Below are 24,138 nucleotides of genomic sequence, written 5' to 3'. Positions count from 1 at the left end.
GTTTTATTAATGATGCATTTTCTTTGCTAGAATGGCGCCGATAATAATTTAAAGATAGGGATGCTTTATATGGGTCGTAAGATCGCATTGTTACTGTTGTTGAGTTTAACCACGAGTTTCACTTATGCAAAAGAACGTCCAACAGTAGGACTGGTATTAAGTGGCGGTGGCGCAAAAGGTTCGGCTCATATTGGCATCCTGAAAGTATTAGAGCAAAACCGTATTCCAGTTGATTATGTGACGGGTACCAGTATTGGTTCGTATGTAGGCGGTATGTATGCACTTGGTTATACCGCTGATGAAATAGAAACGATCATGCTGAACTCTCCTTGGGCTGAGGGCTACTCAGATACTATTCCCCGCGAAGATTTAACCTACCGTGATAAACAACATCGAGATAAATTTAATATCCCATTAAATGTGGGCTATAAAGATGGCGGGCTTGCTGCGCCAAGTGGCTTACTTCGAGGCCAAACAATGTCACAGCTACTGCAACATTCAACTGACCTCGTTGAGCAGTTTGGTGATTTCGATGATTTAGCGATTCCTTACCGTGCAGTTGCAACAGATTTATCCACAAGTCACGCCGTTGTATTAGATAAGGGCAGTATTGTAAAAGCCATGCAAGCTTCTGCCACTGTGCCAGGTGCGCTGCAACCAGCAGAAATCGATGGTAAGCTTCTCGTCGACGGCGGTATTTCGAATAATATGCCGATTGATGTGGTTAAAGCCATGGGAGCAGATGTGGTGATCGCTGTTGATATTGGCTCACCATTGGCAACTAAAGAGCAGCTAGATAGCACCATTGCAGTATTGGAGCAGCTATCGACGATTTTGACCAAAGCAACCACTGAAGAGCAGAAGACCTATTTAACGGATGGTGACGTGCTCATTCGCCCCGCGATTGACGACATGAGCACTACTGACTTTGAAATCATGCCGCAAGCATTAGAAGCTGGGACTATCGCTGGTAATGCTGCTCTGCCTATGTTGGCTCACTTGAGTATCAGTGAAGCTGATTATCAAGCTTATCAAGATAAAAAAAGACGAGCCAAGCTGGTGTTTGTGAATCAAGTCAACCGTCCTTCCACCAAGATTGTTTTCGACAATAACTCTAAAGTTAGTGAGCGCTTATTACGAGAAGAGTTAGGTCTAAAAGAAGGCGAGGTGATCACTAAAGAAGAGTTAAATGCTGCAATCAAACGACTATATTCGCTTAATAAATTTGAACGTGTCGATGCGGAATTTGAAGATACTGAAGAAGGCCGTGTTTTAACCGTCAGTACCCATGCAAAATCTTGGGGACCTAATTATTTTGATGTCGGCTTTAATTGGGAAGACGACTTTACTTTAGATTCGGCGATTACCTTGAGCTTGGCTTACACCATGGGTGAACTTACCGATAATGGTGGCGAATGGCGAAACGAGATGCAACTTGGATTTGAAAAACGAATTAGTACTGAGTTTTACCAGCCTTTCTCAAAAGACCAAGATTTTTATGGCCGAGCGATTTATGAGTATGAGATTAAAGACTGGGATTTTTATGATGGCAATGACCGTTTATATGAGCTTAAAAATTCGTTAAATCAATTCTCTATGGGTGTTGGTTATAACTACTCTCACGCTGGTTTGATTGAGATTGGTGCTGTGGGTGAACTAGGGACACTATCTAATCGTGCCGTTTCCGAAATTGATTTGGATTATGATTCAGTCGGTGGATACTTTTTGATGACGTACGATACATTAAATAGCATCAGCTTCCCGACTGAAGGTCAACGCTTAACCTTTAAAGCGGCAGTGCGTGATGAAAAATACTCAGGTGCCGTGGTCAATGACTCCGATCAACTGGCTTGGCAATTTGAAGCAGATTGGAAAGGGGCATTAAATCTAGGTAACCATGCCATTGTAGGTAAAGCGGCAATCACTACAGTGGATGTTGACCGTGATTTCACCATTCATGTTGCTGAATTAGGTGGATTCTTGAATTTATCGGGTTATCACAAAGGTGCTCTTGCTGGACCTCACAAAGCATTTGGCGCACTGATTTATCAGTATGATCTTGGTCGAGATGTTTTATTATCGGATGTGCCACTCTACTTGGGTGCCAGTATTGAGGCTGGTAACGTGTGGCTACTAAAGGATGACATTGATTTAGATGACTTGATATATGCGAGTAGTCTTTATTTAGGTACCGATACTAGCTGGGGGCCGGCAGCATTAGGCTTTGGCTTTACTGATACTGGCGAGCAAGCGTTTTACTTATTCATTGGTAAAAACTTCTAATTTAAGTCTTTATTCGAATAGACTTGGTGATGTAAAGGGCTGCGGGTGCAGCCCTTTTTTATATCGCTTTTGTTGCTTAGTTAGATTCTGGTAGTGGCATTTAGCACATCAGCTAATTGGCCTAAATGCTCGAGCTGTTGATGCGCAATAACCCAACGTGATTGCTCTGCCAATTCAGGAGCAGGAACCGCCACGGTTTGCATTGTCGCTGCTCTTGCTGCAATTAGGCCATTAAATGAATCTTCAATGGCTAGGCAATGTGCAGGATTTACCTTTAATGCATTGGCGCAATTCAAATAGACTTCTGGATGCGGCTTTCCGTATTGAAGATTTTCAGCAGATGCAATTGCTTCAAAATATGATCTTATCCCTAGTTTTGCCATGACTGAGTCAATGAGATCTGTTGAAGAAGAGGTCGCTAGTCCAATTTTAAGCTGCTTTTGCTGGCATAGTTTCAGTGCATCGATAACGCCGCGCATTGGTGCACCTTCAGTTTCAATAAACGTGACGACTTTATCGATAATCTGCTGCGCGACAGCACGGTTATCATAGTTATCCCATGGGTATCGCTGGTACCAATAGGCAACCAATAAGTCTATTCGTAATCCTGTGGTAACTTCGGCATCTTTCATGGTGATGGGTACACCGAGTTGATTGAGCACTTCGACCTCAGCTTTTTGCCAAGCTGGCTCGGTATCAATAATCACGCCGTCCATATCAAATATGACCGCTTCTATAGTGGTTAATGACATATTACTCCCTTACTTAGTTTGCATAGCTAGTCAATAAAGTTGAATAAACAGTGTTTTAGGCATGTATTAGGTGGTGCTGTTCAAAGACTATGCAGAATAGCGAAAAAAAAAGCAAAATTTCATCTAAGTTATACGATTGATTTATAGGACTGAATTAAATTGTGGTGTCAGGTTAATTTACTGAAATTAAAGTGTTTATTTAATGTTTTAAACTATTGTCTAATTTTATTTGTTTAAAGCAGAAGTTAAATTATACTGCGAGCTCAATATTAGTATCGATTTCGTCTCCATTAGAGTGTGATCTAATTCATACTTTTGCAAACCTGTAGTATACTACGGGTCGGATTTCAAGCCCGAACCTGTGGAATGGTCATTTTTTCTATTAAATGATGTTCAGTTTCGCTGTTAGGCGCAAAACAAAGAGGAATGTTGCCGTGCTAGAAGCATATCGTAAACACGTCGCAGAACGTGCTGCAGAGGGTGTTGTCCCTAAGCCATTAGATGCACAACAAGTGGCTGAATTAGTGAAGTTAGTTGAAACTCCGCCTGCTGGTGAAGAGGCCGTGATTCTAGATCTATTAGAAAATCGTATTCCCCCTGGTGTTGATGAAGCTGCGTACGTAAAAGCGGCATTCTTAGATGCAGTTGCCAAAGGCACTGTTTCGTCACCAATCCTATCAACTGAGCGTGCTACTGAACTACTTGGTACTATGCAAGGTGGTTACAACATTGAGCCGTTAATCGCTCAATTAGATAATGATGCACTTGCTCCGATCGCAGTCACTGCATTATCAAATACACTATTAATGTTTGATGCCTACCATGATGTGGTAGAAAAAATGCAAGCAGGTAATGACTTTGCTAAGCAAGTTGTTAACTCTTGGGCTAATGCTGAGTGGTTCCTAAACCGTCCTAAATTAGCAGAAAAAGTGACCTTGACTGTATTTAAAGTGTCAGGTGAGACAAACACAGATGACTTGTCTCCTGCTCCTGATGCATGGTCTCGTCCTGATATCCCATTGCACGCATTAGCCATGCTGAAAAATGCCCGTGACGGCATTGTGCCTGATGAAGCTGGCGTAGTTGGCCCAATTAAAGAAATCGAAGCACTTAAAGGCAAAGGTCATCCACTGGTTTATGTTGGTGACGTTGTTGGTACTGGTTCTTCTCGTAAATCAGCGACTAACTCAGTGCTATGGTTCATGGGTGACGATATCCCTTATGTACCTAATAAGCGCGCTGGTGGTTTCTGTTTAGGTGGTAAAATTGCACCAATCTTCTTCAACACGATGGAAGATGCAGGCGCATTACCAATTGAGCTAGACGTAGAAAAAATGAACATGGGCGATGTTATTGATATCTACCCATATGAAGGCGTAGTTAAGCGTGCTGGCACTGATGAAGTGATTTCAACGTTTGAACTTAAAACTGACGTACTGCTAGATGAAGTACGTGCTGGTGGCCGTATTCCATTAATCATTGGTCGTGGTTTAACAGACCGTGCACGTGAAACGCTAGGTCTTAGTGCTTCAGACGTATTCGTACGTCCACAAGACGTTGAAGCATCAAGTAAAGGCTTCACACTGGCGCAAAAAATGGTTGGTAAAGCTTGTGGTGTAACAGGTATTCGTCCAGGTCAGTATTGTGAACCTAAAATGACATCTGTTGGTTCGCAAGATACCACTGGCCCAATGACACGTGATGAACTAAAAGATTTAGCATGTTTAGGTTTCAGTGCAGACCTAACGATGCAGTCATTCTGTCATACTGCAGCTTATCCTAAGCCTGTTGATGTGAATACGCATCAAACATTACCAGATTTCATCATGAACCGTGGTGGTGTTTCACTTCGTCCAGGTGACGGTGTTATTCACTCATGGTTAAACCGTATGCTTCTGCCGGATACTGTTGGTACTGGTGGTGACTCTCATACGCGTTTCCCAATAGGTATTTCATTTCCTGCAGGTTCTGGTCTTGTTGCATTTGCTGCAGCAACTGGTGTTATGCCATTGGATATGCCTGAGTCAATTTTGGTTCGCTTTAAAGGTGAAATGCAACCAGGTATCACATTACGTGATCTTGTACATGCTATCCCACATAAAGCTATCGAAATGGGTCTATTAACGGTAGAGAAGAAAGGTAAGATTAACGCTTTCTCTGGCCGTGTTCTTGAAATTGAAGGACTAGAGCACCTTAAAGTTGAGCAAGCATTCGAGTTATCAGATGCATCTGCTGAGCGTAGTGCTGCTGGTTGTACAATCAAGTTAGACAAAGAGCCAATCATTGAATACTTAAACTCTAACATCGTGATGTTGAAGTGGATGATCTCTGAAGGTTATGGCGATCGTCGTACTATTGAGCGTCGTATTAAAGGCATGGAAGAGTTTATTGCTAATCCAGAGCTAATGAGCGCAGATAGTGATGCTGAATACGCTGAAGTTATCGAAATTGATTTAGCTGATATCAAAGAGCCAATCCTTTGTGCGCCGAACGATCCAGATGATGCAGTGTTATTATCATCAGTTGTTGATACTAAAATTGACGAAGTCTTCGTCGGTTCTTGTATGACCAACATCGGTCACTTCCGTGCAACAGGTAAAATGCTTGATAAGTTTGCTAAGACTTTACCAACACGTTTGTGGATTGCTCCACCAACGAAAATGGATAAAGACCAGCTAACAGAAGAAGGCTATTATGCAATCTTTGGACGTGTCGGTGCACGCATCGAGATCCCAGGTTGTTCACTGTGTATGGGTAACCAAGCACGTGTTGCTGAGAATTCAACAGTCGTATCAACATCGACACGTAACTTCCCTAACCGTTTAGGTACTGGCGCAAACGTTTACTTAGCATCTGCTGAGTTAGCTGCCGTAGCTGCACTATTAGGTCGTTTACCATCTCCAGCAGAATATCAAGAATATGCGAAAGAGTTAGATGCAACAGCAGCTGACACTTACCGCTACTTGAACTTCGATGAGATTGAGTCTTACACGAAGAAAGCTGATAGTGTAATTTTCCAATCAGCAGTGTAGCCTTTGATAAGATGGTTACGTTTTAAAAGCGTAAACTGAAAAATGCCAGCTCATTAGCTGGCATTTTTGTGTCTGGATTTTGTCTGGATCAAAGTCGCGGCACTTCATCCATACCCGAGTCAAAAGGAGGCGTTTATCCTTCTTAATAAACCCACATCGCCCAGTGCTATTCTATAAAGCGAATGATTGCTAACGGCCGGTTCATCTAAAGACTGACTTCAATTGATATTTGGCTAAGTAATTAGCTTACCTCGACAACTAGAGATTAATTGGGATTCTACAATCTTAATCCAAACGAAGGTTGGAGCGCTAATAACAAGTTTCCCTTAATAACCAAAAATCACTTCTCGCTGTGCTCACAAGAATCACTGCGACAAAGAGAGTAATTACGCCAATGTGCACAAACCAGAATGATGGTTGATGCAAGTGTCATTAGCTTTTCTCCAGTCTCACCAAATAAATCATGTCCATAAATTGCGGTCACTCCTAGCCCTATCATTCCAGAAAATGCTAACACTAAAACGGTAGGATCTTTGTGTCGTGTACAGCCAAGAAAGACTGCGATACTGCTTGTCGGGATAATAACCCACACCATGAGAATATGATAAAAGTGATCGCTTACAGGTAGGGACAACATCGTTGGAAACAGTATTAATAATAATGGCCCCGCGATACAGTGAAGTGCGCACAACGCTGAGACTGAAATAGCAAGGCGATCTAATAGTATTTGGGCGGGCTTATTCATGTTGATACTCAAGTGATTAATTGGTTAGGTATGCTGATGATATGTTATATCATAAAAGATCGTTAATCTATCATTGGCATCATGAGTATTCAATAAGTTATCGGTAATATAAGTATGATTTACATATTGAGTCTTGGGTTTAAGGTTAAACTCATGGTACCAAGCGATGGTACTAAGTGATGGTACTAAGTGATGGTACTAAGTGATGGTACTAAGTAATGGCGGTAAGCGTGATAAGGTCGAGCCAGACGATATAAAAGGCTAGATAAGCATGGAGGTGAAGATTGGTAATTTGGCTAACATCGGTATTCATTAAATTTTCTGGAATGAAAAGTCGTAAATAAGGGAAATACTATCATTTCCCTTGTTTCAGTCTTGGTCACTGAGAAACAGTTGTCGTGCTTTGTCCTCAACCTAAGCTGTATCAGGAAATGAACACTAAGAGTACTTAATATTCATATCAATTAGCGGCTCACGAGAGCCTTTTTCTGCACGTAATCTCGCTAAGTATCTTTCCCAAATTTCAACCTGATGAGTACCAAACTCGTGTAATAATTTCCATGAGAATAGCCCAGTATCATGGCCATCATCGAAAATGATTTTTACGGCATAATTGCCGACTGGTTCAATGGCGGTAATGTTCACCGCTTTTTTATGGGTGACTAATATCGGGTTACCATGGCGTTGTACTTCTGCTGATGGAGAGTTAACTCTGAGCATTTCACAGGTGATATTAAAAACGTCGCCATTATCAAACGTGACTTCAAGTAGCTTGGATTTACGTTTTAATTTTAGGTTAGTGACATTGGGTGAGCTCATAACGGTTACTCTCTTATAATGGAACGTTATCTAATGATAGCTTTTCAAGAATGATACTTCATAGTTAAACAGGGTGCTTAAAAACAGCGTCGAGGCTTCAATAAAAAAGGTGGTTACTCTGGGAGTTAACCACCTCTTTTCATGTAGCTATCCTATTTATAATAGTTAATGTTAACTAAAATAAGGACAGCTAACACAGTGATAGCTCACAATTGAGGCATATCACCTACCACTGATTATAAAATAAAGCGGCTTAAATCTTCATCTTCCACCAAGGTGTCGAGATGCTCAGTAACATAAGCTTCGTCGATGACAAACGTACTGCCAGACTTTTCAGAAGCATCATATGAGATTTCTTCCATGAGCTTTTCCATCACGGTATGTAAACGGCGAGCACCGATGTTTTCAGTGGTCTCATTGACTTGCCATGCCGCTTGAGCGATTTTTTCGATACCTGATTCAGCAAACTCGACTTTTACGCCTTCAGTGCCCATCAGTGCAACGTATTGCTCTGTAAGTGATGCATGTGGTTCGGTTAAGATACGCTTAAAGTCGTCAGCACTTAGGGCGCTAAGCTCAACACGAATAGGTAAACGACCTTGTAGCTCAGCAATCAAGTCAGACGGCTTAGACATTTGGAACGCACCAGATGCGATAAACAGAATATGGTCAGTTTTAACCATGCCGTGTTTAGTTGTCACTGTGCAGCCTTCGATCAACGGGAGTAAGTCACGTTGTACGCCTTCACGAGATACGTCAGGGCCCGAGCTTTCGCCACGTTTACAGATTTTATCGATTTCGTCTAAGAATACGATACCGTTTTGCTCGACTAAATCAATCGCTTGTTCTTTAAGATCTTCTTGATTAACCAGTTTTGCCGCTTCTTCTTCAATCAATAGCTTGAACGCTTCTTTGATTTTGACTTTCTTACGGTTTTCTTTGGTTTGCCCCAAGTTTTGGAACATGCTTTGAAGCTGATTGGTCATTTCTTCCATGCCTGGAGGCGACATGATTTCAACACCCACTTGTGGCGCAGCTAAGTCGATATCAATTTCTTTATCGTCTAGCTGACCTTCGCGGAGTTTTTTACGGAAGATTTGACGGGTATTAGAGTCATCTTTTTGCTCAGTATTCCAATCATCTTTAGGCTTAGGCAGTAGCGCATCTAGAATGCGCTCTTCTGCTTGTTCTTCTGCGCGGTGACGGCATTTTTTCATTTGCTGCTCACGCGTCATTTTGATAGCCGAATCGGTTAAATCACGAATGATTTGTTCGACTTCTTTACCTACATAACCAACTTCTGTGAACTTGGTTGCTTCTACTTTAATGAACGGCGCATTAGCAAGTTTAGCTAAACGACGGGCAATTTCAGTTTTACCGACACCTGTTGGGCCAATCATCAGAATATTTTTAGGGGTCACTTCTTGGCGCAATGAAGGCTCAAGTTGCATACGGCGCCAGCGATTACGCAAGGCTACGGCAACAGAACGTTTTGCATTTTTTTGACCAATAATATGCGAGTCCAATTCATGGACAATCTCGCGAGGGGTCATTTCAGACATAAATAATTCCTTACGTTCTAATTTAGTAGTCGATTTGCTCAACCGTTTTATGTTGGTTGGTGTATACGCAAATATCACCGGCAATCGTTAGTGATTTTTCTGCAATTTCACGAGCCGTTAAGTCAGTGTTTTGCAGTAGTGCTAACGCTGAGGCATGAGCGTAATTTCCACCTGAGCCGATAGCAATCAAATCATGTTCAGGCTGCACTACATCGCCATTACCTGTAATGATTAATGACTCTTTGGTGTCTGCAACAATCAGCATGGCTTCAAGGTTACGGAGCATTTTGTCAGTACGCCAATCTTTAGCGAGCTCTACAGCTGATTTTAATAAATGACCTTGATGCATTTCGAGCTTGGTTTCAAAGCGCTCAAAAAGGGTAAATGCATCGGCTGTGCCGCCAGCAAATCCGGCGATCACTTTATTTTGGTATAAACGACGCACTTTACGTGCATTGCCTTTCATGACGGTATTGCCGAGGGAAACTTGGCCATCACCTGCGATGACAACTTGATTATTGCGGCGTACGGATACGATAGTAGTCACGGTAAATCCTCTTAACGACGGCAGCGAATAGGAGTCTGCTGCTGGTTGATAAAACAGATATGGGGATGCTTGTTAATAATTCAAGGGATAAAAAAAGCGCTTACTAAAGTAAGCGCTTAATATTGCGGAAAAAGTCTTCACATTAAAACTAATTAATATTCCCACAGCCAAATTTGGCAACCATTAATACCAGCACGTTGCAGTTTGTGCCTGCTGCGCTCGGCTGCACGTTTAGATTCAAATGGGCCTAAAATGACTTTATGCCAGACGCCACTTGAGCCTGTGGTCGCCCTGACTTGTGCTTCCATACCTTGAAAAGCAATCATGGCTTTCATTTCTTCTGCGGGTTCAAGCTTTCTAAACGATGCACATTGCATTTGATATGGACCTTTAGATTTCAATGCATCTTCTGGTACTTCAACATCAATGCTCTTATTTTCTAGCTCTTCTAAGTAAGTCCATTCTTCCGTCGGTTTTGGCGGTAGCGCATTGGGATCTTTCTTCACTGGCTTAGGCTTAGTTTGTTCAACAGTGACAGCGGGTGCCGTAGTTGCTGGAGCATCATCAGAGCTGCCGCTTATCCACCATAAAAAATAGCCAAATCCGCCGACAAGTAACAAGACGATTAATGTCGGCAGGTAAGGAATCGATCGCTTTTGCTGTGGTTTTTTTCCTCGAGAAGTCGAACGTTTTTTACCACTAGGCTTTTTATTGGCGTAATCTCGACTCATGTTACATACGCTCTAACGTTTCGATACCTAACAGAGATAACCCTGTTTTTAAGGTCTTAGCGGTTAACTGTGACAACAATAAGCGACTTTGTTTTTGCTCTTCAGTTTCCGCTGCAAGAACTGGACAAGCCTCGTAAAAGCTTGAGAACTCACTGGCTAACTCATAAACATAAGCACACATCACATGTGGTAATGCTTTATCTGTCATACGAGCCAGTACTTCACCAAACTGAGCAAGTTTAGTACCTAGTTCTTTTTCTTTATCATGTTCAAGTACAATTTTCGCTTGGCTCAAATCGATATCTTCAGCACGTTTGAAGATGCTAGCCACACGTGTGTATGCATAAAGAAGGTATGGTGCAGTGTTGCCTTCAAAGCTCAGCATTTGTTCAAAGCTGAAAATGTAATCACTGCTACGGTTTTTAGATAAGTCAGCGTATTTAACTGAGCTAATACCAACAACACGGGCAATTTCAATGATTGTCGCTTCGTCCATATCAGGGTTTTTACTGCGAACTAATTCGATTGCACGGGTGTTTGCTTCATCTAATAAGTCGACTAATTTAACCACACCGCCACTACGAGTTTTAAATGGGCGGCCATCGGTGCCATTCATTGTTCCGAAACCTGTGTGCTCAAGAGATAGCTCTTTACGGACAAAACCAGCTGTTTTCGCTAGGCTAAATACTTGCTGGAAATGCAGTGCTTGGCGTAAATCAACGAAGTATAAAGCACGATCAGCTTTTAAAACGTTTGAGCGATAACGCATTGCTGCTAAATCAGAGGTGGCGTATAAGTATCCACCATCGGCTTTTTGGATAATAACGGGTAATGGCTCACCATCTTTGGTGCGGAATTCTTCTTGAAATACCACTTTAGCGCCGTTACTTTCGCTTAATAGGCCTTTACTATCAAGATCTGTTACGACTTGCTCTAGGTCGTCATTATAAGCACTTTCACCGTGAACATCTTTACGGGTTAAGCTCACACCTAAACGTTCGTAAACTTCATGACAATGATTTAACGAGATGTCATTAAATTCACGCCATAATTTATTGCAGTACTCATCGCCCGATTGCAGTGAGACCACTAAATTACGTGCACGTGTTGCAAAATCTGTTGATTCATCAAAGCGGACTTTAGCGGCACGGTAGAAGGTTTCCAAATCTGAAAGTTCAAGTGCTGCTTGCTCGCCATTCGCTGCTCGTAACTCTTCCATGTAGGCTAGTAGCATGCCAAATTGTGTGCCCCAGTCACCCACATGGTTTTGACGGATAACATCATGGCCTAAAAATTCAAGTGCACGAACGACACTGTCGCCAATAATCGTTGAGCGAAGGTGACCTACATGCATTTCTTTAGCAAGGTTAGGCGATGAATAGTCTACGACCACTCTTTGTTTTTCTGGTAACGAAACGCCTAAGTGTTCATCTGTTAGGGCATGTTGTAGTTGGTTTGCTAAGGCATTTTCATCGATAAAAAAGTTAATGAATCCTGGGCCTGCAATATCGACCTTAGCCACATGGCTAGACGCTGGAAGATTATCAATAATCAACTGAGCAATTTCACGAGGATTTTTCTTAGCGACTTTGGTTAGCATCATGGCCAAGTTAGTGGCGAGATCACCGTGACTTTTATCTTTGGTTCGCTCCACTTGAATGCGTGCCTGAAAATCAGCTGGGATAATGCCTTGTTGCTTAAAAGAGTCGATGGTTTGTTCTAGTAAAGATGCAATATGTGATTTCATGGGCGTTTATTAGCACTAACTTAAAGTGGATGAGTGGAGTAACCTTGTATTTTACCCGCTAATGCTATGCAAATGCTATCTCAGCGGGGTAATTAATCGAGTTTTTTTTGATTTTCTTTGCTATCAAGCTAAACCCATTGTGCTGCAATTTGATTACATTAAATCTTGCGGATCGCGATCGATACTCCACCGGCAACGTTTACTCTCTGTCAACGCTTCGATTTGGGGAAGAACAGATTCAAACTCTTGTTGTAAACGCTGTCGATTTTTAGCTTGAAATAACAGTTGTCTGCGATATTTTCCGGCTTTTCTATCCAGGGGCGCAGGCATGGGGCCAATGACTTCAAAATCTCTATCTTGAGGCAACAGGTTCGCGACTTGTTGTAGAAAATTATCAGCATCTTGTGCTAAATGAGCATCGGCTCGCAACAGTACCATGTGCCAAGCGGGAGGAAGTAGTGCTTGTTGGCGCTCTTCTAACTGAGCTCGCGCAAATTTACCGTAACCATTTTTTAATAAATCATGCAGTATTGGGTTTTCGCTTTGATGGGTTTGCAGTAATACTTTACCGGGTTTGTCGGCGCGTCCTGCTCGCCCAGAGACTTGGGTGTAAAGCTGAGCAAAGCGCTCAGGTGCTCTAAAGTCGGCACTAAAGAGTGCGCCATCAACATCCATTAACCCCACAAGTGTGACATCGGGGAAATGATGCCCTTTGGCTAGCATTTGAGTGCCCACCAAAATTTTGTACTCACCCTTTAAAATACTGGTGAGTTGTTTTTCTAATGAGCCTTTTTTGCGTGTGGTATCACGATCGATACGTACCACGGGGTACTGAGGGAATTCTTGCTCTAATGCTTGAGCAAGCTGCTCTGTTCCCGTGCCATGGCCCATTAGCATGGTGCTACCACATTCATGGCATTGATGTGGAATAGCGTATTGATTGCCACAATGGTGGCAACAAATTTCGTTCAGCCCTTGATGTACGGTAAAAAAGGCATCGCAGCGATCGCATTCATGCAAATGACCGCACTCATGACACAATAATGCAGGTGAGAACCCGCGACGATTGAGAAATAAAAGGACCTGATTGCCCGCATCAAGATGCATGCGCATTTCATTAATTAGCGAAGCAGACATCCCTGACTTTAAAGGTTGTGAGCGTATATCGATAATACCTTGCTTAACTTTTTGTGCAGGACCTGCGCGCTCTGCCAAGGTTAAATGCGTATAGCGGCCACAAATCGCATTTTGCAGCGTCTCTAGTGATGGGGTTGCTGAGCCTAAAATGACTTGGACATCTTCTAAATGCCCCCGCATGACAGCTAAGTCGCGGGCGTGATAACGCACACCTTCTTGTTGCTTAAAGCTACTATCGTGCTCTTCATCTAAAATTATCAGCCCAGGAAAGGCCATTGGGGTAAATAAAGCGGAGCGAGTACCGATGATAATAGCGGCTTCACCACAACGAGCTTGGCGCCACGCCTCAAGACGTTGATTATCTGTTAATGCAGAATGAATAACGGCAATATTCACATCAAATCGACGTTTGAAGCGATTAATGGTTTGTGGTGTTAACCCGATTTCAGGCACTAAGATGAGTGCTTGTTTACCCTGTTTTAAGATGGTTTCTAAAATCGATAAGTAGACTTCTGTTTTACCTGAACCGGTGATACCTTCAAGTAAACTGCAATGAAAGCCTTGTTGTTGATTTAAAACTGAAACGGCAACTGCCTGTTGCTTATTGAGCTTTAACGGTGTTTCAGTCATATTAAGTTGTTGGCGCCAACTTAAGTCGGTTTCACTGGTGACATGTTTACGCGCTACCCAGCCTTTATCCTCTAATGCTTTGAGGGCAACTTTGCTAAGTTCTTGGGTGGTAAATTCTTCTTGGCTAATGGCTGATGTTTGTAAAAGTTCGAAGAGTTTTTTTTGTGCTGGAGCACGTTTAAGTACACTGACATCGACCTGTTTTCCTGCCTCGTTGAGGCAATAAAAGGTGACGGTTTGCGGTTGTGCACTTAAGCCTTTTCGCAAAGCGACAGGCAAGGCCTGACTTAACATTTGGCCTTGGCTTGCAAAGTAATACCTTGCCGCCCATAAAGTGAGCTTATACAGTGAGGTAGGTAATAAAGGTTTGTCGTCTAATAGTGCGGTAAATGGTTTTATTTTATTCGCAGGGACGTCGCATTCATTATTGATAGCGGTAATTAAGCCGACAAGTTGCTGTCTACCAAAAGGGACTTTAACCCTTAGCCCAAGTTGTATTTGCGATACGTTGGCTTCGGGGACTTGGTAACTAAAGGTTTGCCGCATAGGAACCGGCAAAGCAACCTCAACAAACACGGGCATAAGTTATCATCATTAAGAATTGAGAGGGTCTAGTTTACTAGAGCCAGAACATAAAGAAATAGAATAAGAGAAAATTGATGTTAAAAGGAATATTCAGTAAGGCCAGCTTAGCTCTCTCCCTTTTTTTATTTTCATTTATTGCTCAGGCTGCCCTGACGCATATCAGCATAAACAGTAGGCAGTTTGAGTTGGGTCAACACCCAAAAATCAAACTTAACATTGTTGCCTCTAGCAAAGACTTGTCTCGACTTAGTATTCATTTGCGACAAACTAATGATGATAAAGAAAGCATGGAAGAGTTGATGGTACAGCCTATCAGTAGCTTTATGTTATTTGCTATTGGTGTTGAAGATGTGAGCGATCCGAAAGCAAAGCTGATCGTCAGCGAATATAAAGGCAACAGCTGGCGTCAATTTGCTGTATTACCGGTTTTTGATTCTCCATTTATTAAAGAAACAGCTAAAACTCAAATAAAAATAGATAAGCAAAAACAACTGCCAAAAGTGGTCACTCAGGCTAAGCCTAAATTGGCGTCATCAAGTCAATCAGTTGCTGAAAAACCTTCAACTAGTCGACCTTCAACGACAGCAAAAGTTCTCAATAATAAGCCGACGTCTACAATGGGTCATTGTTATATTGAAAGGCAGGCATCAGATACTTTATGGCGCATTGCTACTCGCTATCAAAGTGAGTGGGATTTAAACGTCTATGGAGTGATGATGGCAATTTTTGATGCTAACCCTCAAGGCTTTTCTAAACAGAAAATTCATTTAATCAGACAAGATGTCACACTGGCATGCCCTTCACAAGAGCAGCTAAATCAGTATGGTGATAAAGCACAAGATAAGCTGAAATTTGAGGCGTTACAGCAACAACATCGACAGTGATAATTTTTACTTGTCTGGGCTGAACAGATACTGTACTATTGCGCGCCTTAACACTATTGTTATTAACGCATGTGGTGCTCAACTTCGGGTTGGGAGAGCGACATGGCCTGCTATTAAGGTAATCCAAATGAAACCAGGTATCCACCCAGACTACGCTGAAGTAACTGCAACTTGTACTTGTGGTAACGTAATTAAAGTTAACTCTACTGTAGGTAAAAACTTACACTTAGACGTATGTGGTGCATGTCACCCATTCTACACTGGTACACAGAAAGTTGTTGACACTGGTGGTCGTATCGACAAATTCAACAAGCGCTTTGGTGCACTTGGTAAAAAGTAATTGCGACTGCAATTATTTTAAGAAAAAGACGCCTTCGGCGTCTTTTTTTGTTTTTGGATTAAATTTTTTAAAAAAAATTAAAATTTTTAGTTATAAATTATGTGTTGCCAGTTAGGTTGATAATATTGTTATTTAGGCAAACTATTTGTAACTTTATCATGCTAATTCTGCTTTTTTATGTCAAATCTTGTTATTTTTCTACAGTTTTAAGTCTTTGATTCTTATTGTGATGATTTATTTAATGTCGATAAATTGTAACTTGATCAAATTCTGTCGATTAAAGATAACTTTTGTTAATTTTTCATTTATACTCCCTTTCCAAAGCACGCTACAGCTCATTTTACTGACATTCAGTAAAGTTAGCTTTAATGCGTTGCGACTGAATTAATCTTACTTTCGCCGTATAAATTGCCTCATTCAGGAATAAAAAATGTCAGATTTCCGCCAGCAAGCTCTCGATTATCATGAATTTCCAGTAGCAGGTAAAACTGCTGTTAGTCTTACTAAACCTGCTCAAACGAGCCATGATTTATCTCTGGCATACAGTCCTGGTGTTGCCGAGCCTGTACGTGAAATTGCCGCAAATCCTGACGATGCATATCGCTATACCAATAAAGGGAACACTGTTGCAGTTATTTCAAATGGTACCGCTATTTTAGGGTTAGGTAATTTAGGCCCATTAGCATCTAAACCAGTTATGGAAGGCAAGGCCTTGCTGTTTAAGCGTTTTGCGAATATCGACTCTACAGACATTGAAGTGAAACACCGCACCACTGCAGATTTCATCAATACGGTTGAATCGATTGCGGATACGTTTGGCGGTATCAACCTTGAAGATATTAAAGCGCCTGAGTGCTTTGAAATTGAGCGTGAGTTGATCGCTCGCTGTAATGTCCCTGTGTTTCATGATGATCAACATGGTACTGCCATTGTTACCGCAGCAGGAATGTTGAATGCATTAGAGATTCAAGGTAAAAAAATCGAAGATGCCATCTTTGTGTGCCTAGGTGCAGGTGCTGCTGCCATTGCGTGTATGACAATGATTGTTAAGTGTGGTGCACAACGTGAAAATGTTTACATGCTGGACAGACAAGGCGTTATTCATACTCGCCGTGAAGACATCAATGAGTACAAAGCATTATTCGCTAACAATACTGACAAGCGTACACTTCAAGATGTGATTAAAGATGCTGACGTGTTTTTAGGCCTATCAGGTGCAGATTTATTAACGGCTGACGATATTGCGTTAATGGCGCCAAATCCAGTTATCTTTGCCTGTTCAAATCCCGACCCTGAAATTAAGCCTGAGATTGCACATAGTATCCGTAAAGACTTGATTATGGGAACAGGCCGCAGTGATTACCCTAATCAAGTTAATAATGTACTTTGTTTCCCGTTCATCTTCAGAGGTGCATTAGATGTGAGAGCGTCACAAATTAATGATGAAATGAAGATTGCGGCAGTTAAAGCCCTTGCTGCTATTGCTAAAGAGCCAGTTCCTGCTGAAGTCCTTGCTGCTTATCCAGACGTCGATTCAATGACCTTCGGTCCAGAGTACGTGTTGCCTAAACCAATGGATCCACGCTTACTAAAAAATATTGCGAGTGCGGTGTCACAAGCGGCTATTGATTCAGGTGTGGCAGTATTAGATAAAGTACCTACTGATTACTCACTGTAAGCGATTGGTAAGGTGAAATACAAAAGGGGCGAAAGCCCCTTTTTTGTGTCTACAGAACTCGATAAAGATTAGGTTTGCCTTTTACTATAAGCTACTGAATAATCATCTACAGTTGAGTGGTGAGTATTTGGCATGATTAGGCCAAATGCTGATAATAATAAAATCTCACAGTATTGCGCTTTAGCAGGACGCTGATAAATGAAATTAACCAAAATTTTAACGAAAAAATTGACCAGTTTTTGGCTATTGTCATTAACTGCTGTCGGAGCGATTTTTTTTATTGGTGCATTAATCAGCTTTATCCAGCTCACCTACAAATTTCAGCAACAAAAAGTCACTCAATTAGAATCAATGCTCGTGGAGCACTATCAGGCTGACAGTCATTGGGAGCTACATGCTTGGCTACCGCCGATTTTAATCGCCTACAATACCACTTCATTTAAATTAACTCAGGGCGATACCATTTTATTTGAGTATTACTCGCCCACACCTGAGCCTAATCCAACCTTATATAAACACGTTATCGACGCAGATAAGTCGTTATCGATGGAGCTTAAGCTGCCCCAGCCGTTTTTATTACATCAATTAGGCTGGTACGAGTATTTAAGCTTATTGATTTCATTTATCGCGATTGCTTTATTTGTCCGCTATGGTCTTCGCTGGTTTAACCATGAGCTTGATGGTATTGAGCAAATTGCCGAGCGCAGTATGCTTGTAATTGAGGGGGAGCATGAAAAAGCACTGCAATTTTCAGGCAAAGGCCGCCCTCGCTTAGTCAATAGGGCAATGACTAAGTTGCTTGAACAACTGCAAGATGCGCAAAAAGAGCGTGGCCGCTTTGACCAATTTATTCGCTCTAAAACCTTCCTCGATCCTGCTACTCGTATTGGTAATCGAATTTTCTTTGAAAATAGACTCGAAGCACTGACGCATCAAAGCAGTATGATTGCCCACGGTGTGATCTTGCTCATTAACTTTGATGATTTGGATTTACTGCTTCAACAAGAAGGCGATGACATTGTTAATGAGCAACTTAACGACTTCGTACAAGCGATTACTCAAGTATTACACCCCTATGAAGATGTCACTTTTGCACGGTATGATTTTAATCAGTTTGTGATTGTCGCCCCTCAGCTTTCTTTAGATGAAGCAGATAGTTTGGCAAACAAACTGCTGAAACTGGCTATTAGGCAACTACAAAATCAGTCAGACACTCAAGATAACTATGTGCATTTAGGCGCTGCTTTTTATAGTGCTGGAGACATGCAAGAACAAGTATTAGAAGAAGTTGAAATGGCACTAAAAGCCGCGCAGCTTCAACGTAGTAATAACTGGTTTATGTATGACAAAGGCGCTGTAGATAAAGAAATAGCAAAAGGCTCTGTGCGATGGAGAAGCTTTTTAGAAAACACATTAGTGAATAAGCGCTTTGTTGCGATTACGGAAAAGGTCATTGATAGTGATGGGCATACTTGTCATCAAGAGGCCTTTAGCCGTGCAATTGATAATCAGGGTAATGAAGTTAGGGCGACCTTATTTATTCCAATGGCGAACAAGTGTGGCTTGATGCCTCAAGTTGAAAGGCAATTAATAGAAACAGTCATGTTTGATTTGATGGTGAATAATCAAGATCACTATAGTATTAACTTAAGCCTCGACTCGTTAACGAGTCGTGCATTTAGCCGTTGGTTAAAAATCACCTTGATGGAACATCGTCATTTAGCTTCCCGTCTTACTTTTGAGGTATCAGAAGATATTGTGGTGAAACATCAGCATAAATTGGTCGAGAATTTGAATATGCTTCGCAAAATAGGAGCTAAGCTGTGTGTTGACCATGTCGGATTGCAAGTTGTGGGTACTCACTATATTCAAGAGTGTCACTTTGACTTAGTAAAACTGCACCGTTCGATTATTCACCAAATCCACCTAAAACCTGAAAACCAGTTATTTATTCGTAGCCTAATTGGCGGCTTATATCGTGCTGAAGTGCAGGTATTTGCTGAAGGTGTGACTCAATTTGAAGAATGGCAAACATTGAAAATTTTAGGTGTGAGTGCCGCTCAAGGGGATTTTTTTAATTAACAGCGACCACAACCCTGTGTCGCACATTGATACCTTCCAATCCAAAGTGGTATGTAACTTGTATTGCTTTATATTTCGCCAAATTAATATCTCATTCGCTATTAACAATTGCGCTACATATTGGGCGTGATGAGATTGTGAAACTTGAGTATCAAGGCATAACAATCTATCTTAAATGTATACAATATTTTTAAGATTATTTTTCTATAAAATTAAGTGATTAGCAGTTAAAATGTCGTACGGTATTTTTTTGACTTATTTTCCTGCTCAGAACGTTCTTTATGTTACATAGTTGTTGGTTTTGAGCTGGTATTTTTGAGTGAAGTGAATCGTTGCTGTGAAGTTGCATGGTGTTTGCCGCTATGTGTTATTTTCCTGATTATCTGGGCACAGGGTTTTGAATGAATAATGGTTTTTTAAGTAAATTGACCTTTTGGCGCCAAACTCAAGTTTCTGCAAAACTTGGGGTGTATATCAGTGCAACTCACATTAGTGTTTTTCAGGCCGATTTATCAGATAGTCAAAAGCAAGAACTTGATTCTACAAATCAAAAAAACGCTAACCTCAGTTTATCTGACAACATACAGCAATTTGCCTTTAATGGTGAGAATTGGGCAGAGGTGCTGGCTGAGATTAAAGCGAGCTTTGGTGCAGCGAAATTACACATTGTATTGGCTGAATCATTTTATCAATTGATTGTGGCTGATAAACCCAATGTAGAGGCGAATGAATTAAACCAAGCATTGTTATGGGCGGTAAAAGATTTAGTGACCGAACAGGTGACGAACATTCAATTAGATTATTTTGAATCATCGCTCACGACAACAGGAAAAATAAACGTTGTGGTCGCCAATAAAATGCAACTTTCTACCTTGGCACAATCCTGTGAGCAGCATGGCTTTGTAATTGAGGATATCACCATTGAAGAATTAGTTATGCCGCGTTTATTTGACGATCAAGCGCCGCACATGGTGGTGAGTCATGTACCAGAGCAAGAACTGTTATTAACGGTCGTCAAACAAGGTGAGCTGTTGATGCAGCGTCGAGTACGTGGATTTACCCAAATAGATAAAGCCAGTGCCGCCGATTTGCAGTATGGACTCGCTGATAATCTGAGCTTAGAAATTCAGCGTTCAATGGATTATTTTGAAAGTCAGCTGCGTCAAGCACCGGTTGCTTCAATTGATTTATTGATTGATGGCGAATGCCAAGCGTTAGTGCCATTGGTATCGCAGAACTTTAATCAACCAGTCAGTGCGATTGAACATATCTCTGTGGCAAGTCAATTGGCTTATTTGGCCGCGGTGGAATTAACCGGAGGTGATGCATGATAAAAACCACGGTTAATCTTTACAGTGCGGATTTATTGCCTGCTAAATTAAGATTGTCTTTCCAGCGCATGATGATGGCAGTTGGCGGGCTTATCGTATTTAGTATGTTGATTTGGGCAATTGGCTATTGGTCTGTTACAGGTCTGAATGCAGAAGTGTCGAGCGTTTCTGCTGCTAAATCTTCACTTGATACTCAAAAAAATGCACTTGAATTAGAGATATCAACTCGTGCACCAGATCCAGAACTTGTTGCGAGTGTTGAATTGGCTCAACAGCGTTTAGATTTAAAACGTTTATTATCGGGTGAGCTCAAGCAACGTGAGAATTTAATCAGTCAAGGCTATTCAAATTTACTGACCGATCTTGCTAGCGTATCAGATGGTTCGGTGTGGCTCAGCCAAATTAACATTAACCAACAACACTTTGAGTTCGAAGGATATGGGGCACAGCCACAAAGTATTCCGTTATGGGTCGAGAAGTTAAAGCACACCGAAACATTGAAAGGGTATGCCTTTTCAACCATGACGATGGATAGAGGCGAGTCAAAACCTATTGCTTTCAAGTTATCTAGCACGCCAGACGTGGAGGTAAAAAAATGAAGCAATTATGGCAGCAATTAGACACTAAATTTAATGAGCTGAGTCAGCGTGAGCGGGTCTTAATTTGCATTGCAACTTTAGTTGTTATCGCGATGGTCGTTTACCTTCCTGTTGAAAGTATCTTTAAAGAAAGACAAAAGCTTAATCGACAGTTAAGCCAATTGAATACCGATATATCCGTTTCTGAGCAGCAAATCGCTTTGTATCAGCAACGATTAGCAATGGATCCCAACACAGATTATCGCAACCGATTAACCTTGATTGAAGAGCAAACTGCCGTTGCTGATGCAGAGCTTGATAAACAAATGGTATCTATGGTGCCTGCTACCTATATGCCAACCGTGCTCACTAACCTGCTTGCCAATGTTCAAGGCGTGAAGCTGTTATCTTTTGGATCGATAGCGCCAACACCGTTATTGCAAGTGGGCGAAGAAGACAAAATGAACTTATACAGTCATGGCATTCATTTGACGTTGGAAGGGAGCTTCTTTTCCATTTTGGCATTTATTGAGTCAATAGAATCCATGCCAGATAAATTGTATTGGAAGCGTCTCAATTACCATGTTGATACTCACCCCAATGCCACTGTCGAACTCGAGCTATATACCTTGAGTATTAATAAGGAGTTTATCAGTGTCGCAGAATAAATTAATTTTATTAGTGCTGAGCTTGTGTGTTTTTAGCGGGCTAGCTTCAGCCAAGTCATTAAGAGATCCGACATTACCAGGACAAGGTTATGTGACGGCCTCAAGTGGTGGGGAGCGAGTTGAATCATTGGTACTCAATAGCATTGTAAAAAGTGCTAGCCCTCACGCTGTAATCAATAATCAAATTTTTTCTGTTGGTGAGCGTGTTGATGGCGCCAGAATTGAATATATCGGCAAGAGTTACGTTAATTTGTCTGACGGACGAAAACTTAAGCTATTTCAGTCGATAACAGAGCGATAGGACAAGAATAACAATGACATTTATTAAATACGCAACCCCTCTGCTATCTCTTTGTTTGCTAGGTTGTCAAACAACAGACAGACCTGATCCAACGACGTCTAAAACGGAGTTGAGTCAATCACTCGCCGAAGCGCAAACGGCGCAAAATATTGTACCGCCTCCTGCGCAAATGCCTGAGGAAATTCAACGTGAACTCAATGGTTCCAGTTTACTTGGTGGGGCGACATCTTTACCTAAAGAGCGTCGATTTGATGTGTCTGCTAATGATGTTGATGCAAAAGTATTTTTCCCAAGCCTTGTTCAAGGAACGCCACTCAGTGTTGCTGTTCACCCTGAAGTTAGCGGGACTATATCCATTTCATTAAACGGCGTAACCTTGTCGGAAGTGATTAAAGTTGTTGAAGATATTTACGGATACGAAGTGAGCCGTGAAGGTCGTATTTTGCGTATTTTCCCTGCTGGAATGCGCACAGAAACTTATCCGCTAAATTATCTTTATATGGAACGAGAAGGGCTATCGTTAACCTCGGTGAGTTCTGGCCGTATTTCAGATAATAATGACAATTCAAACTCCAACTCGAATTCGAACTCCAACAGTAGCTCATCAAGTAGCAACTCGAGTAATAATAACAACTCCAACAATAATAACGATAGTAACGACAACACTAACGGCACCTTTATTCGCTCGAAAACGAAATCTAATTTCTGGGGTGAATTAGAGAAAACCTTAGTATCAATTATCGGTAATACAGGTGGCGGGCGCCAAGTTGTGATAACGCCACAAGCAGGCTTAGTGACTGTAAGAGCGTATCCTGATGAATTACGTCAAGTCAGTACATTCCTGAAAAAAGCGGAAACGCACTTACAACGCCAAGTGATCCTAGAAGCTAAGATATTAGAAGTAACATTATCGGATGGCTACCAACAGGGTATTCAGTGGGATAACGTATTAGGACACGCAGGCAGTACCGATATTAACTTTGGGACCTCACCTGGTAGTGGCTTAAGCGACCAAATCACTAATGTCATTGGTGGTGTGACGTCAATTAGCCTTACAGGAACAGACTTTAGCACCATGATCAGCTTACTTGATACCCAAGGCGATGTAGATGTGCTGTCCAGTCCTAGAGTCACCGCATCAAACAACCAAAAAGCCGTAATTAAGGTTGGTAATGATGAATACTTCGTTACTGATGTCTCGTCAACGACAGTGGCAGGTACAACACCTGTAACGACTCCTCAAGTTGAACTCACTCCTTTCTTTTCAGGTATCGCGTTAGATGTGACACCACAAATCGATGCAGACGGTAATGTGTTATTACATGTTCACCCATCCGTTATTGATGTCTCAGAGCAAGTTAAAGAAATTAAAGTTAGCGGTTCAAGTTTAGAGTTACCACTGGCTCAAAGTGAAATTCGTGAGTCAGACACTGTGATTAAAGCCTCTTCAGGGGATGTCGTTGTGATTGGTGGCTTAATGAAAAGTGAGAACATCGAAGCGTTGTCTAAAGTGCCTTTATTAGGTGATATTCCATTTATTGGAGAAGCTTTTACTAATCGCAGTAAATCCACAAAGAAAACAGAACTTATTATCATGCTAAAACCTACCGTAGTAGGAGCTGATACTTGGAGTAATGAATTACAACGCTCTAAAGATTTACTTGATCGTTGGTATCCAGAGCAGGAGTAACGGCTAAATGCCGTTG

19 protein-coding genes are annotated in these 24,138 nt (G+C 41.6%); 11 read left to right on the top strand and 8 right to left on the bottom strand.

Annotation, left to right across the window (positions count from 1 at the left end):
* The first annotated feature begins 69 nt into the window (after positions 1 to 69).
* Positions 70 to 2,283 (top strand): patatin-like phospholipase family protein, encoded by a 2,214-nt coding sequence (locus J8L86_RS13385; RefSeq protein WP_211030775.1) that lies wholly within the window; start codon positions 70 to 72, stop codon positions 2,281 to 2,283.
* Positions 2,284 to 2,363: 80 nt separating this feature from the next.
* Here J8L86_RS13385 and hxpB read toward each other — a convergent pair whose 3' ends face one another.
* Positions 2,364 to 3,035, bottom strand: a complete 672-nt coding sequence (hxpB, locus tag J8L86_RS13380) for a hexitol phosphatase HxpB (RefSeq protein ID WP_065109613.1) — start codon at positions 3,033 to 3,035, stop codon at positions 2,364 to 2,366.
* 434 nt (positions 3,036 to 3,469) lie between these two features.
* Between hxpB and acnB the strand changes: the two genes are divergently transcribed.
* Positions 3,470 to 6,067 (top strand): bifunctional aconitate hydratase 2/2-methylisocitrate dehydratase, encoded by a 2,598-nt coding sequence (gene acnB / locus J8L86_RS13375; RefSeq protein ID WP_055022937.1) that lies wholly within the window; start codon positions 3,470 to 3,472, stop codon positions 6,065 to 6,067.
* A gap of 340 nt (positions 6,068 to 6,407) precedes the next feature.
* Here acnB and J8L86_RS13370 read toward each other — a convergent pair whose 3' ends face one another.
* The 7 genes from J8L86_RS13370 to priA all read right to left on the bottom strand — a co-directional run bounded on the left by J8L86_RS13370 (position 6,408) and on the right by priA (position 14,567).
* Positions 6,408 to 6,812 carry a MerC domain-containing protein gene (locus J8L86_RS13370; protein ID WP_065109614.1) on the bottom strand — a complete coding sequence of 135 codons (405 nt, stop codon included), beginning with the start codon at positions 6,810 to 6,812 and terminating at the stop codon, positions 6,408 to 6,410.
* Between the two features lie 438 nt (positions 6,813 to 7,250).
* A complete protein-coding gene (locus J8L86_RS13365; protein ID WP_055022935.1) occupies positions 7,251 to 7,631 on the bottom strand; it encodes a gamma-butyrobetaine hydroxylase-like domain-containing protein in 381 nt (126 codons plus the stop codon).
* A 236-nt stretch (positions 7,632 to 7,867) separates the two neighbouring features.
* Positions 7,868 to 9,193, bottom strand: a complete 1,326-nt coding sequence (gene hslU, locus J8L86_RS13360) for an ATP-dependent protease ATPase subunit HslU (protein ID WP_211030773.1) — start codon at positions 9,191 to 9,193, stop codon at positions 7,868 to 7,870.
* Positions 9,194 to 9,215: 22 nt separating this feature from the next.
* Entirely contained in the window at positions 9,216 to 9,740 is a 525-nt protein-coding gene (hslV, locus tag J8L86_RS13355; protein ID WP_055022933.1) for an ATP-dependent protease subunit HslV, read from the bottom strand.
* Between the two features lie 152 nt (positions 9,741 to 9,892).
* Positions 9,893 to 10,471 (bottom strand): SPOR domain-containing protein, encoded by a 579-nt coding sequence (locus J8L86_RS13350; RefSeq protein WP_211030771.1) that lies wholly within the window; start codon positions 10,469 to 10,471, stop codon positions 9,893 to 9,895.
* 1 nt (position 10,472) lies between these two features.
* Positions 10,473 to 12,218, bottom strand: a complete 1,746-nt coding sequence (argS, locus tag J8L86_RS13345) for an arginine--tRNA ligase (protein ID WP_065109617.1) — start codon at positions 12,216 to 12,218, stop codon at positions 10,473 to 10,475.
* Positions 12,219 to 12,371: 153 nt separating this feature from the next.
* Positions 12,372 to 14,567, bottom strand: a complete 2,196-nt coding sequence (gene priA, locus J8L86_RS13340) for a primosomal protein N' (RefSeq protein ID WP_065109618.1) — start codon at positions 14,565 to 14,567, stop codon at positions 12,372 to 12,374.
* A gap of 188 nt (positions 14,568 to 14,755) precedes the next feature.
* Between priA and J8L86_RS13335 the strand changes: the two genes are divergently transcribed.
* From J8L86_RS13335 to mshL, 9 genes are all read left to right on the top strand, one after another.
* Entirely contained in the window at positions 14,756 to 15,454 is a 699-nt protein-coding gene (locus tag J8L86_RS13335; protein ID WP_197495545.1) for a FimV/HubP family polar landmark protein, read from the top strand.
* 127 nt (positions 15,455 to 15,581) lie between these two features.
* Positions 15,582 to 15,794: a 50S ribosomal protein L31 gene (gene rpmE / locus J8L86_RS13330; protein WP_055022928.1), complete on the top strand. Its 213-nt coding sequence runs from the start codon at positions 15,582 to 15,584 to the stop codon at positions 15,792 to 15,794.
* Between the two features lie 430 nt (positions 15,795 to 16,224).
* Positions 16,225 to 17,472, top strand: a complete 1,248-nt coding sequence (locus J8L86_RS13325; protein ID WP_065109620.1) for a malic enzyme-like NAD(P)-binding protein — start codon at positions 16,225 to 16,227, stop codon at positions 17,470 to 17,472.
* 198 nt (positions 17,473 to 17,670) lie between these two features.
* A complete protein-coding gene (gene csrD / locus J8L86_RS13320) occupies positions 17,671 to 19,554 on the top strand; it encodes an RNase E specificity factor CsrD (protein WP_119967809.1) in 1,884 nt (627 codons plus the stop codon).
* Positions 19,555 to 19,955: 401 nt separating this feature from the next.
* Positions 19,956 to 20,885, top strand: a complete 930-nt coding sequence (locus J8L86_RS13315) for a hypothetical protein (protein ID WP_065109622.1) — start codon at positions 19,956 to 19,958, stop codon at positions 20,883 to 20,885.
* Complete coding sequence (locus J8L86_RS13310) at positions 20,882 to 21,484, top strand: fimbrial assembly protein (protein ID WP_065109623.1); 603 nt, start codon at positions 20,882 to 20,884, stop codon at positions 21,482 to 21,484. The genes J8L86_RS13315 and J8L86_RS13310 overlap by 4 nt, the downstream gene beginning before the upstream one ends.
* The gene (locus J8L86_RS13305) at positions 21,481 to 22,131 is read left to right on the top strand and encodes an MSHA biogenesis protein MshJ (protein ID WP_211030769.1); all 651 of its coding nucleotides are present in this window, start codon (positions 21,481 to 21,483) and stop codon (positions 22,129 to 22,131) included. The genes J8L86_RS13310 and J8L86_RS13305 overlap by 4 nt, the downstream gene beginning before the upstream one ends.
* Positions 22,118 to 22,432 (top strand): hypothetical protein, encoded by a 315-nt coding sequence (locus tag J8L86_RS13300; RefSeq protein WP_055022922.1) that lies wholly within the window; start codon positions 22,118 to 22,120, stop codon positions 22,430 to 22,432. Before J8L86_RS13305 ends, J8L86_RS13300 begins: the two co-directional genes overlap by 14 nt.
* Positions 22,433 to 22,445: 13 nt before the next feature.
* Complete coding sequence (gene mshL / locus J8L86_RS13295; RefSeq protein WP_065109626.1) at positions 22,446 to 24,122, top strand: pilus (MSHA type) biogenesis protein MshL; 1,677 nt, start codon at positions 22,446 to 22,448, stop codon at positions 24,120 to 24,122.
* The last annotated feature ends 16 nt before the right edge of the window (positions 24,123 to 24,138 follow it).

It is taken from the genome of Shewanella sp. MMG014 (genome assembly GCF_018100775.1).
Classification (GTDB): domain Bacteria; phylum Pseudomonadota; class Gammaproteobacteria; order Enterobacterales; family Shewanellaceae; genus Shewanella; species Shewanella japonica.
This window is presented reverse-complemented; position numbering and strand designations above follow the sequence as displayed.